The organism is Streptomyces sp. CBMA123 (genome assembly GCF_014596465.1).
Taxonomy (GTDB): Bacteria; Actinomycetota; Actinomycetes; order Streptomycetales; family Streptomycetaceae; genus Kitasatospora.
In genome coordinates this window covers 1-12,120 of record NZ_MECK01000638.1, presented here as the reverse complement: position 1 = coordinate 12,120, position 12,120 = coordinate 1, and the positions used below count along the sequence as shown (strand labels likewise).

At 74.3% G+C, this 12,120-nt stretch carries 10 protein-coding genes; 7 read left to right on the top strand and 3 right to left on the bottom strand.

Translation table 11 applies throughout. The features are described from left to right. Nucleotides 1-214: 214 nt before the first annotated feature. The 3 genes from BG452_RS46795 to BG452_RS44440 all read left to right on the top strand — a co-directional run bounded on the left by BG452_RS46795 (nt 215) and on the right by BG452_RS44440 (nt 2,137). Nucleotides 215-967 (top strand): NUDIX domain-containing protein, encoded by a 753-nt coding sequence (locus tag BG452_RS46795; protein WP_223243661.1) that lies wholly within the window; start codon nt 215-217, stop codon nt 965-967. 136 nt (nt 968-1,103) lie between these two features. Further along, nucleotides 1,104-1,541: a PadR family transcriptional regulator gene (locus BG452_RS44445; RefSeq protein WP_188310096.1), complete on the top strand. Its 438-nt coding sequence runs from the start codon at nt 1,104-1,106 to the stop codon at nt 1,539-1,541. Beyond that, nucleotides 1,538-2,137: an HAAS signaling domain-containing protein gene (locus BG452_RS44440; protein WP_188310095.1), complete on the top strand. Its 600-nt coding sequence runs from the start codon at nt 1,538-1,540 to the stop codon at nt 2,135-2,137. Before BG452_RS44445 ends, BG452_RS44440 begins: the two co-directional genes overlap by 4 nt. Nucleotides 2,138-3,013: 876 nt before the next feature. Here the strand turns inward: BG452_RS44440 and BG452_RS44435 are convergent. Next, on the bottom strand, nt 3,014-3,691 hold the full coding sequence (locus BG452_RS44435) for a DUF6461 domain-containing protein (protein ID WP_188310094.1): 678 nt from the start codon (nt 3,689-3,691) through the stop codon (nt 3,014-3,016). A gap of 569 nt (nt 3,692-4,260) precedes the next feature. Then, nucleotides 4,261-5,724, bottom strand: a complete 1,464-nt coding sequence (locus BG452_RS44430; protein ID WP_188310093.1) for a purine-cytosine permease family protein — start codon at nt 5,722-5,724, stop codon at nt 4,261-4,263. 71 nt (nt 5,725-5,795) lie between these two features. On the opposite strand from BG452_RS44430, the gene BG452_RS44425 reads away from it, so the two are divergent. The 4 genes from BG452_RS44425 to BG452_RS44410 all read left to right on the top strand — a co-directional run bounded on the left by BG452_RS44425 (nt 5,796) and on the right by BG452_RS44410 (nt 11,153). Then, the gene (locus BG452_RS44425) at nt 5,796-6,569 is read left to right on the top strand and encodes a TetR/AcrR family transcriptional regulator (protein WP_188310092.1); all 774 of its coding nucleotides are present in this window, start codon (nt 5,796-5,798) and stop codon (nt 6,567-6,569) included. A 38-nt stretch (nt 6,570-6,607) separates the two neighbouring features. Next, nucleotides 6,608-8,257, top strand: a complete 1,650-nt coding sequence (locus tag BG452_RS44420) for an amidohydrolase (protein ID WP_188310091.1) — start codon at nt 6,608-6,610, stop codon at nt 8,255-8,257. A gap of 508 nt (nt 8,258-8,765) precedes the next feature. Beyond that, a complete protein-coding gene (locus BG452_RS44415; RefSeq protein ID WP_188310090.1) occupies nt 8,766-10,154 on the top strand; it encodes an erythromycin esterase family protein in 1,389 nt (462 codons plus the stop codon). Nucleotides 10,155-10,490: 336 nt separating this feature from the next. Further along, nucleotides 10,491-11,153: a hypothetical protein gene (locus BG452_RS44410; protein WP_188310089.1), complete on the top strand. Its 663-nt coding sequence runs from the start codon at nt 10,491-10,493 to the stop codon at nt 11,151-11,153. A 36-nt stretch (nt 11,154-11,189) separates the two neighbouring features. Here BG452_RS44410 and BG452_RS44405 read toward each other — a convergent pair whose 3' ends face one another. Next, nucleotides 11,190-12,008, bottom strand: a complete 819-nt coding sequence (locus tag BG452_RS44405; protein ID WP_188310088.1) for a hypothetical protein — start codon at nt 12,006-12,008, stop codon at nt 11,190-11,192. Nucleotides 12,009-12,120 lie beyond the last annotated feature (112 nt).

The following is a 12,120-nucleotide window of genomic DNA, read 5'->3' as shown; positions in this document are numbered from 1 at the left end:
GGACGGGGGGCGTGCGCCGAACGGGCTCTCACCGGCTGACCGGGTGAGGGTTCAACCGGGCCACGGGGTGGCAGTCTTACCGCCGGCCGTCGGTGCGTCGCCGGCATGCCGCTGGTGCGTCGCCGGTGCGTCGCCGGTACGTCGTAGGCGCACCGGGGGGCCGTCGCGGGCACGTCATGGGCGTGTCTCGGGTACATCGTGGACAGGGGGCGCGTTGAGCGACGACACCGATTTCGTCAGCGTGGACGTCTTCATCACCACCAGCCGGCAGGAGGTCCTGCTCCAACTGCGCGACGACAAGCCGGACATCCGGTGGCCCGCCCACTGGGTCGTCCCCGGCGGCCACCGCGAGCCCGGCGAGACGCCGTACCGGACCGCGGTGCGCGAACTGCGCGAGGAGACCGGGCTGCACGTACCCGGCCTGCGTCCCTTCCACCCGGTGCTGGCCGCGACCGACCACCGGGGCGCCCGGCGGCGCGCCTTCCACGCCCAGGTCGACGTCGACCCGGCCGAGCTGGTCCTCGGCGAGGGCCAGGAGCTGCGACTGGTCCCGTTCGCCGAGGCGCAGCGGATGAAAATGCCGCCCGCACTCAAGGGCTACCTGCGCCAGCTGGAGACCCGACTGACCGTCGGGCGGACCCCGGACTGGGCGGTGGTCGACGACATCCACCGCCATCTCTCCGACCACGGGGAAAGCCTCGGACTGCCGCTGCTGCACCTGCAGGTGGTGAAGATCCAGGAGGAGGCCGGGGAGGTCGCCGAGGCCCTGCTCGGCGTGCTCGGAGCCAACCCGCGCAAGGGGGTCAGCCACTCCGTGGCCGATCTGCAGGGCGAGCTGTGCGACGTGATCACCGCCGCCATGGTCGCGCTGCGGGACACCACGGCGGACCCGGGCGCCGTGCTCGCCGAGCACCTGGCCGGGTGGCGGCCTTCGCGGCCTTCGCGACCTTCGCGGCGGGAGGGGTAGCGGGTCGCGGGTTCTCAGGGCCGCAGGGCCACAGGGGCGTTCGCGGCCTGGCGTGCTGACGTACTGACGCGCTGTCGTGTCCGCCGTGTTTCTGTCGTGCGTGCGCTACCTTGCTTCGCCTGCTATCTTGCATCGCATGGTACCTGGCATCACAAGCTCCGAGCAGGGCGACGAGCCCGACGGGCCCGACGGCCGGCCCGCAGGTGGGCCAGCCGCGCCCGACGCGCCAGGTGCGCCCGACGGCCCGGTCGCGACCCAGCTGCGCAAGGGCGTCCTGGAGTACTGCGTCCTCGCGCTGCTGCGCGACGGCCCGCGCTACGGGGTCGAACTGCTCCAGGAACTCGGCCGCCATCCGATGCTGGCGACCAGCCAGGGCACCATCTACCCGCTGCTGTCCCGGCTGCGCCGCGCCGGGCTCGCCGACACCTTCCTGCGCGACTCGGCCAGCGGCCCGTCCCGCCGGTACTACACCCTGACGGCGGCCGGGCGGAGCGCGCTGGAGGAGTTCACCGCGCTGTGGCCCGCCTTCCGTGCCACCGTCGACCACGTCCTCGCCCCGGGAGAACACCCGTGAACAACCCCATCGAACACCCCCTGGTCCGCGCCCACCTCGACGCGGTCGCCCACGGCACCGCCACGCTGCCGCCGGAGCGCCGCCGCGAACTGATGGCCGACCTGCGCGAACACATCGAGGTCTCGCTCACCGAAGCCCCGCTCACCGAGGCCGCCGTCCGCTCCGTCCTGGAGCAGCTCGGCACGCCCCGGCAGATCGCCGACGCCGCCCTCGCCGAGGAGGGGCTGGCGCCGCCCGCGCCGGAGACGGCGGGCTGGACCAACCTCACCCTGGCCCTCGCCGTGCTCGCACTGCCGCTGGCGCTGATCCCGGTCGCCGGGCCGGTGCTCGGGTTCGTCTCGGCCGTCCTGGCGGCCGTCCGGGTGACCAGGTCGCGGCAGTGGACACGGGGGGAGAAGCGGCAGGCGACGCTGCTCCTGCTCTCGCCGCTGGTCCTCACCCCCGCGATCGCCCTGGTCGTCACGGTGCTCTCGTCCGGACTGACCCCCGGCGCCCTGCTCTCCACCTGTGCGCTGGGCTTCTGCCCGAGCCTGGTCGCGACCCTGCTGCTGTCCCGGGCCGCCGCCCGGGTGCGCACGGCGGGGCTCGCGGCCTGACGTTGCGGCGCTCCCGACCCGGGGGCCTGTGGGGTCAGGCGGCCCGGCGGCCCGGCGCGACACGGCCGTCCCCTCGTCGGCCCGCCCGCCCGCTCGATGAGCAGCCCCGCCAGGCCCGGGCGGTGCCCCCGGTGGGACGGATCCAGCAGCCCGACGGCCCCCGCCGGGCGCCCGGCCCCGGCCGACTCCCGGACCACGTAGCGGGATCCGGCATCGGGGCAGGCCCTGATCTCCCCACCGCCCGCTCCACGCGGCCGACGGCGGCGGGCAGCCGGTACCGCAGCCGGACGCTCCCCTTCGGGGATCCGACCCGGGCAGACACCCCGTCCGGGTACCCCAACTCCTCCTCGGCACTGCCCTGTTCGAGGTACCGCGTGCACGCGGCGGCACGATCCAGTCCTCGCCGCCGCCGCTCGACCACGGCAGGGCGCGCGGCACCCCGACGGCTCCCCGCCCCGGCCGTGCCGGGCCGGCAGCCGGGCGAGGTGGCCGTGTCCGAGGAGCCGAGCGACCGGACCGGTCGGTACCCAGTCGAGGTAGGTGGCCCCGGGCCCGGCGGTCGAGTTCAGCGGCAGCCATGATCGGGGCCCCTACCGCCCGTCCCGATCCGCGCCCTCGACACCGGGCCAGTAGGCCGATCGGCTGCCCGACCTGGGGGAACTGGTCGCCAGAACCTGCCGATCGGCACATGTGCGGGCGGGCGATGGCGCGTGAGGATGGCGGTCAACAGGGCCCCTCCGGTGGGGCCCGGAAGGAAACTCCGCCATGACTGACCTGACCGACCTGACCGACCTGACCGACCTGACCGACCTGACCGACCTGACCATCGTCCCCGCCCTGCCCGTCCTCCCGCTGTCGCCCCCTCCCCCGCTCACCTCAGCGCAGTTCCAGCCCCGGCCTGCCGCGCACCACGTACGCCGGCAGCCGCAACTCACCCAGTACCGCCGGGGGCAGGCGCAACCCGAACCGCCGCCCGACCGCGCCGAGAGTCCGCCGACGGACACCCGCGCAGGGCGAACTCCCAGGCGCGCAGGGGGTGACACCGTCCGCCTCCAGGACGTTGGCGGCGACCAACTCCGGCACCAGCAGGTCGGGTTCCTGTCCCCAGCGCCAGCGCTCCTGGCCGAGGCCGAAGCCGCAGAGCACCGCGCCGTCCCGGGCGTAGTCCAGCAGGGCGGGCGGCTGCTCCGGCATCGGGCGGAAGTGGACCACCTCCACGCCCTCGCGCGCTATCTCGGTGAGCAGTTCGCCACCGGTGGAGTCCCCGTACTCGATCGCGAAGGACCAGCCGTCCGCCTCACCGACCCGGATCACACCGTCGCCGTCGTCACCAGGGCGGTAGACCTCGATGTCCAGGTCCCAGATCTCCCGGCCGCTGATCGGCCTGGTCACCGTAGCCGGGTCGGCCCCCATCCGACGGGCGAGTTCCTCGGTCGGGACCCCCCGGGCGAACACCACTCCGGTCAGTTCCCCACCCGCGTCCGCCAGCCACCGGATGCCCTCACCACCCCGCTCCTCGGCCTCGCGCGAACCGTCACCGACGACGCCGATCATGACGCCCCTCCCCTCGCGCCGACCCTGCGATGGCCAGGCGCAGCCGGTCCGCACCATAACCGAGATCGCCGACACGCAACGCCGAACGACGGGGCGGACGATGGCCGGGCAGAGGAACTCACCAGGAGCGCACCGCCGTTCGCCCAGCTCCACCCCTGCCCAGCTCCCGCCCCTCGCTGCCGCCGCGTTCGCCCCCGCCAGCAACACGGCTCACCGTCCACCCCTCACATGAGAAGGGCAGGCACCCGACTCACCCGAGAAACCACCACCGAAGGTCGAACCCGCCGCTTCCCACGCCTTGCCCAACCCTCCCGACTCCCCTCCGGCTCCAGAAGGCCCCCCGGACGCAGCGGGCCAACACTCGCACTCAAGAGGTTCGACACCGGAAGTCGGACCCGCCGACTTCCCCTACCGTGCCCAGCCGGCCCACTGCGCTCGGAAGAACACCCCGCCCCCGAGCCCCGCCACCACGCCGCACCGGCCGGACCCGCGCCCGAACGGGCCTGCGCAGGAAGTCGGACTGGCCCGACTTCCTGCGCGATGCCCAACTGCCCCGACCACCTCCGGCGTCAGGCCCTCTGGCGGAGCACCGTTCGCCGCATCAGGAGGGCGTAGACCACGGCGGCCACCACGATGCCCACCGGGAGGGCCAGGTCGACGCCCGTGAGGGCCGCGACGGGGCCGGTGTAGAGGGTGTCGACGCAGAGGGCCGAGGTCGTCACGCCAGCGAGCAGGGCGAGGGCGCCGGCCGGGTTGACGCCCGCGCGGTACCAGAAGGAGCTGCCGGGGGACTCGTCGGTGAGGGCTCGGCCGTCGTAGTGGTTGCGGCGCAGCAGGATGTCGATGGCGTAGATGGCGGTGCTGGGGCCGAGGAGGACGACGGTCAGCTGGAGCACGTTGCTGACGGTGTCGAGGAAGTTGGAGACCAGCAGCGCGTAGAGGGTCAGCGCGACAGCGACCGTGCCGTCCACGAGCACGCTGAGCGTTCGGCGGATGCGGATGCCGACGGCTTGCAGGGCGAGGCCGGCGCTGTAGGCGGTGAGGGCGTTGACGGCGATGGTGCCGACGACCAGGGAGAGCAGGAAGATCGGGTTGAACCAGCCGGGAAGGATCTTCTGGAGCGCGGCTTGGGGGTCGGTCATGTCGACGGCGGTGGCCCCGAGCACGCCGAGTCCGCCGACGGCGACGCTGGGCAGGAAGCCGCCGAAGGCGGTCCAGCCGAGGACGGCGCGGGGGGAGGTGGTAGCAGGGAGGTAGCGGGAGAAGTCTGCGCTGGTGGTGTACGAGAGCGGGCCGGAGCCGATGAGGGTGATGCCGGCCAGGACGGCGGCCCACAGTCCGCCGCCGGTGAGCGGTTCCGGCTGGCTCCAGCCGAGGTCGGCGTGCCGGAGGACGGCGTAGCCGACGACGGCGAAGGAGGCGGCGAGGGCCAGGGTGATCGGCAGGTAGAGCCGCACGATCATGGCGTGCCCGTACACGCTGATGGTGAGTGTGACCACCACGATCGCGATCACGATGGTGATCTTGATCGGGATGTTCGGGGTGATCCCGACCTGCTCGGCGAGTGAGAACGCCGCGACGGCTGCCGCCGCGAGGTTCAGCGCGAAGTAGCAGACGGAGATCATCCACCCGGTGACAGCGTTGTTCACCCGGTTGCCCCGGACGCCGTACATCGCCCGCGTGATCACCTCGCTGGGTGCGCCGGCGGCCGGTCCGGAGACGGCCAGCAGGCCGGTGCTCAGCCAGAACAGGTTGCCGACCACGACCACCGCGAAGGCCTGCCAGAGGCTGAGCCCGGTCAGGACGAGGGCCCCGCCGACCACCAGGTTGAGGTAGTTGACGCTGGCTGCCGCCCAGACGGCGAAGAGTTCGCGGGCGCGGCCGCGCCGTTCGGTGTCGGGGATGTGGTCGATGCCGTGGACTTCGACCCGGCCGTTCCGCTCCTGCTGAGGTGGCGGGGACGGCTGGGGTCGCGGTCCGGCGGGTCCGGCGGGGAAGTCGGACTGGGGACGGTCCGGGAGCGTGGACGCCATTGGGGGCCCTCCGTGGGGGTGTCGTGCCCACCTGCTTGCTTATTGGTCGCACACTCAATAGCATCCGGCACATGACGTCAAGCGTTCAGCGCAAACGGATCCGGAAGTCCCCCGACGACCGCCGGGCGGAGATCGTCGGGGCCGCTGCCACCGTCGCCCTCACCGAGGGCCTGGAGTGCATCACCCTGCGCCGGATCGCCGAGCAGCTGACCGTCAGACCGGGCCTGATCAGCCACTACTTCCCGGCCGTGGAGGATCTCGTCGCCGAGGCGTTCGGCAGCGCCGCCACCACCGAGCTGGAGACGCTGCTGCCCGCCGACCCGCCGGATGGTTCCCCGCTGAACCACCTCGCCCGCTTCTTCGCCCGCACCACCGGCCCGGCCTACGACGACATGAGCCGGCTCTGGCTCAACGCCCGCCACCTCAGCCGCTACCGCCCGGTCCTGCGCGAGCGCGTGCTCGGCCAGGAGACGCTGTGGCGGGGCCGCCTCAGCGGCGTCGTCCGCGCGGGGGTCGAACAGGGCGAGTTCCGCACCGAGGACGCCGTCCTGACGGCCGTCCGGATCCTGGTGGTGATCGACGGCCTCGCCTCCCACGCCAACACCGGCCTGGGCAACCACCCGTCGGCCGTCATCCGGCTCGCCGCCGCCACCGCCGAACGCGAACTCGGCCTGACGGAAGGCACCCTCGCCCTCCCCGAGCAGCCCGACGCCCCGGCCGCCCCGACCGAAGCCGGTGCCGAATCCCCGGCCGCCCCGGCCACCCCCGCCAATGCCCCGGCCACCCCGACCGAAGCCATCGCCGAGGCCGCCCCCACCCCACCCACCACCGAAGAGCAGTCCTGACCCCGACTCCCCCACCCCGCACCACCGCTGGAGCCGAAGTGCGCACCTCTCTCGTCCTCCTCTCCGTCCGCCTGCTCGACCCCGCGTCCGGCGGGTTCCTCCCGCAGTCCGCGCTTGCCGTGGCCGACGGCCGGATCGCCGCCCTGGGCGACGACCGGACGATCCGCGAACTCGCCGACGCCGCGACGACGGTGATCGACCTCAAGGGCGCCGTGGTCACCCCCGGCCTGGTGGACGGCCACCTGCACCCGGTCACCGGCGCCGAGCTCACCCACGGCCTGGACCTCTCCGGCTGCACCGACCTGCCGTCCGTCCGCGCCGCCCTCGCCGCCGAGGTCGAGGGCTTGGCCCCGGGGGCCTGGCTGCACGCCTGGGGCCTGGACCCGAACGTGTTCGGCGACCGTCCCGTCGCAGCCGCCGCCCTGGCTCCCGTGCTGGACGGCGTCCCGGCGCTGCTCCAGCTCTTCGACGCCCACTCCATGCTCGCCAGCCCGCGCGCCCTGGAGCTGGCCGGCGTCGACGGCCCGCGCACCTTCGCCCAGGCCGCCGAGGTGGTCTGCGACGCCGACGGCCGCCCCACCGGTCTGCTGCTGGAGGACGCGGCCTGCGAACTGGTCGAGCGCGCCGCTCCCCAGCCCACCCGCGCCGAGCGCCGCACGCGCCTGGCGGCCGCCCTGCGCGCCATGGCGGCGAACGGCCTCACCGGCGGCCACGCGATGGACGCGGGCGGCGACAGCCTCGACCTCTACGCCGAGCTGGACGAGGCGGGCGAACTCCCGCTGCGGCTCCGGGTCGCCCCCTGGTGCCAGCCCGGCGTGGACCGGGAAGGACTGCGCGCACTGGTCGAACTTCAGGGCCGGGGCGGTGAGTTGTGGCGGGTGAACGGCGTCAAGCTGTTCATGGACGGCACCATCGACAACGGCACCGCCTGGCTGGAACGCCCGGACTGCCACGGGGAGTCCACCCACGCCTTCTGGCCCGATCCGGCGCACTACACGCGGGTGGTCGAGGAGTTGCACCGGGCCGGAGTGCCGACCGCCACCCACGCGATCGGCGACGCGGCCGTCCGCCACGCCCTCGATGCCGTCGCCAAGGCCACCGCGAACAGCCCTGCCGACGGCACCCCCACCCGACCCGCCCCCGTCCGGCACCGGATCGAACACATCGAGACCGTCCCGGACGAGGCGGTGCGCCGCTTCGCCGAGTTGGGCGTGATCGCCTCGATGCAGCCCACCCACTGCTGCGACTTCACCCGCGCCGACCACACCGACAACTGGTCCCGCCGCCTCGGCGAGGAGCGCGCCGACCGGGCCTGGCGCTGCCGCGACCTGTGGGACGCGGGCGCCACCGTCGTGCTCGGCTCCGACTGGCCGATCGCCCCCTACCCGCCGTTGGGGGTCATGGCGGGGGCCCGCCACCGCCGTCCGTCCCGGGACCTCGACCAGCCCCCGCACAACCCCGGCCAGGCCCTCACCGCGCTGGAGGCGCTGCGCGCGATGACCGTCAACGCGGCCTTCGCGGCGGGCGAGGAGCAGTTGGCGGGCCGGATCGCGGTCGGCCACCGCGCCGACCTCACTGTCCTCGCCACCGACCCGCTCACCACCCCCGCCACCGAACTCGCGGCGGTCCCCGTCCTGCTCACCGTCCTGGACGGCCGGCCCACCCATCGCGCCGACCGGCTGTCCTGACGCGGAACACGCCGGCATCCCAACGCCCGGCGGCCCCGCCCCGTGCCCCCTTCGGGGTGCGGGGCGCGGGGCGAGGGGCGCGGGGCCGCCCAGTCCCGGGTACATCCCCGGCCACGGTGGCAGGATGCTCCACACCGCAGCCACCGGCCTACTCACCGGTCTGCGGCAATGGCGGTCAGATCGGCCGGGCAGTTAGATCGGCCGGGCGGTCAGATCGGCCGGCCAGGGCTGCAACGGCGGCCACGGCCACCAGGCCCACGACGACGCGGGGGTGCCCCCGCCCAGGACGACCTCGCCCACTACCAGCAGTTCGTCCACTCGTCCAGGTGACCCTAGGGGAACCGTCCCGGTACCCCCAGGGGCCCGGGGTAGGTGGGGTTGCCCCCCTGAGAAACCTGGCGGCCCTCCCCAGCGCGCCCCACCCCCTCCTCGGCGGAGGATTCTCTCACCGGCCCGGACAGCCGGACGAGTTGAACCGATCAAACCCACGAGCCGAGGAGTAGCCATCATGACCGTGACCCGGAAGCCCATCGCCCGACGGACCGTACTGGCCGCCACCACGGGCACCGCGGTCGCCGCCACCGCCACGCTGCTCACCCCGGGAACGGCCAGGGCCGCATCCGCGTCGGCCCCGGCCCCGACCCCGGCCTCGGCCCCGCAGTCCGCGACCGTCTCCGCGGACCTGGACCGGATCGCCCACCTCCTGCGCTCCACCGAGCCCGACGCCCCGACCGGCGGCCTGCGGGCCCTGGGCGCGATGATCGGCGACGCCCGGGTGGTCGGCCTCGGCGAGGCCACCCACGGCTCGCACGAGTTCTTCACCATGAAGCACCGGGTGTTCCGCTACCTGGTCGAGGAGAAGGGCTTCACCACCTTCGCCCTGGAGGCCAGTTGGTCGGCCGGCCTGCTGATCGACGCGTTCGTGCAGGGTCAGGGCGACGCCGACGCCCAGCGGCTGGCCCGCCGGGTCATGGCCGGATCGCCGTGGCAGCGGCGGGAGTTCGCCGACCTGATCGGCTGGATGCGCGCCTACAACCTGAGCGGGCCGCAGCGCCCGGTGCACTTCGTGGGCACCGACCTCGGCCTCCCCGGGATCGGCGACCAGCCCTTCGCCGAGGTCAGCGCCTACCTGCGGAAGGCCGCCCCCGCCTCGCTGTCGGGTGTCGAGCAGCTGTACGCCGGCCTGCGGCCGTTCGCCGACGCCATCGGCTACGTCACCCGGACCCCGCTGCCCGAGCGGCAGCGCAACGCGGACCTGGCGCAGCAGGCGCTGGAGCTGGTCGCCGCGGCCGGCCGGGACGGTGACGAGGGGTACGACTGGGCCGTCCTGCACGCCCGGAACATCGCCCGGACCTTCGCCTTCACCACCATGCGGACCGACGACGCCGCCTCCGTCACCGCCGCGCAGCTGCTCCGCGACCGGGCGATGACCGACAACACCGTGTGGTGGCAGCGCCGCTTCGGCGGCAAGGTCCTGCTCTCGGCGCACAACGGCCACGTCGGCTTCCTGTCGACCGACCCCGCGCTGTACCCCCGGACGGAGGGCTCCCTCCTGCGGGACGAGCTCGGTGCCGGGTACGTCAGCATCGGTTTCACCTTCGGCGGCGGCTCCTTCCTCACCAAGGCCGACCCGTTCGCCGACGACTGGCGCAGCACCACGGTGCCGCCGGCCACGCTCGGCATGAACGAGTACCTCCTCGACCGGGTCCGCCCCCGCGACTTCTACGTCGACCTGCGCCAGGCCTCGCCCGCGGCCCGCGCCTGGCTGGGGACGGCCCGCCCGACCTACGACGCCGGGTCGATCTTCAGCCGCGACCCGCTGCCCACCCTCGCCCTCGGCGCGAACTACGACGTGCTGATCCACCTCCACCGGGTCCGCGCGGCCGACAAGCTCTGACCACCGCCCCGGCGGTGGGCGCGACGAGCCGCGCGACGACGGCCGCGCCCCCTTGTGTCCGCGACGACCTGCCCTGGTTCAAGCCGAACCCCACCTCCGCCCCACCGAGCACGCCGACGCCGGCACACCATCGAACTCCTCGGCAACCACGGCGAGTCGGCCCCGGACCAGTGCCTCCCGCGAGCCCTCCCGGCGGACGACCGGCCGGCCTTCGAGCGGGCCCTCGCGCCTCCCGCCGCACCCCGTCGGAGCGCGCGCGTGCCGTCTGACATGATCGTCCCCCATCGCCCCGGCGGCCCACCCGCCCGAGGACGGCACGACCCGAGGAACCAGGGCATGAGCAGGAAGAACAGGTCGACGAGGACCTCCGGCCGGGCGGCCCGCACCGCACACGCCCCCGGAACGGCACGGGCCCGGATCACCGCGGCCGAGCGGCGCCGGCCGCAGAGCTGGGGCATGGGCTTCCTGGCGGCGCTGGTGCTCGGTGTGGCCGTCATCGCCCTCGGCTTCCTGGGCGGCCGGGCGGCCGCCACCTCCTTCGCCTACGCCGCCGGGATGAGCGGCCGGCCGGGCATGCTGACCGTCGACCGCTGCTGGGGTGACAACCCGGCGAAGCCCCGTCTGATCACCTCCTGCGCCGGGGAGTTCCGCTCCGACGACGGCCGGACGGTGACCGAGGGCTCGCCGATCGGCAGCAGCCACCGCCTCGGCGCCGCCCTGCCCGTCGAGTACGGCGACGGCGGCTACCACGCCACCGGGCTCTCCTACGCGACCGGCGATCTGGCCGGGCTGCTCGCCGTGGTACCGGTCGGCGTGCTCGGCCTGTGGCTGGTCTGCCTGGCGTTCGGCGTCACCCCGGCCGGGGCCCGGCTGCGGGCCGAGCTGTCGCCGGACCACAACCGGGCGGTGCGGTACGTCCTGTGGGGCAGCGTCGGTTGCCTGCTGGCGGCCGGCGGCTGCCTGCTCGTCGGCGTCGCCGGCCGGGGTGCCACGCCCTGACCGTGGCCCCACACCCTGACCGTGGCGGCCGAAGGCTCAGCGGCGGTGGTGGAGGCGACCGTAGAAGAAGAGGCCGACGAGGGTGATGGCGCCCAGGGCGCAGACGGCCAGCGCGATGGCGATCAGTGCCACGGTGGTGCCGTCGATGCCCTGGACGTACTCGTACGAGGTGTGGCCCGCGGAGTCGACGGTGATCCGGTCGCCGCCCGGGTGGTCGGAGAGGTAGCGGATCAGGAGGACGACGACGACGGCGCAGCCCGCGGCCGCCAGGAGCAGCCAGGCCCCGGCCCGACGGGTCCACTCGTCGCCCTCGCTCCGGCGGGCGTCCGGGCAGCGGTCGGCCACCGCGGCGCCCAGCGCGCGGGCGGCGACGGCCAGCCCGTCGATCCGCACCCGCCCGCCGTCGGCCAGGCGCAGGACGCAGCGGTAGTCGTTGCCGAACCGGTGGGCGTGGGCGCCGACCGAGGTGTGAGGGCGCGGGATGGTGATGACGGCGATCTGGTTCCAGGTCCAACTGGCCTTGCGGCCCGATGAGTTGCCGTGGACCAGGCCGTGACTGCGCACCTCGAAGTACTCACCTTTGCCGCCGCGCAGGGCCCGCGTCGCCTGGGTGATGCCGATGACGAGTCCGCACAGGCCGAGGCCGAGGGCGGTGCCGAGTCCCTTGCCGCTCCCCGAGGCGCCGCCGTCCCGGAGCAGGGCCCACAGCCCCAGCCAGCCGGTGAGCACGCCGATCGGCAGGGCCCAGGCGGCATTGACCCATCGGGTGCGGTTGTCGACCGGGTGACGGCTGACCAGGTCGCCGAGCGGGTCGGGTGCGGGTGCGGGTGCGGGTGTGGGTGCGGTGTCGGCCACGCCCGCAAGTCAAGCAGGGCCGCCGGAGCCCTTCAAGAGCCCTGCGGCCGGCTTCATCGGCCCGACCCGCGCGATCGGCCCCCGCGATCGGCCCGCGCGGGCGGCACGGGCG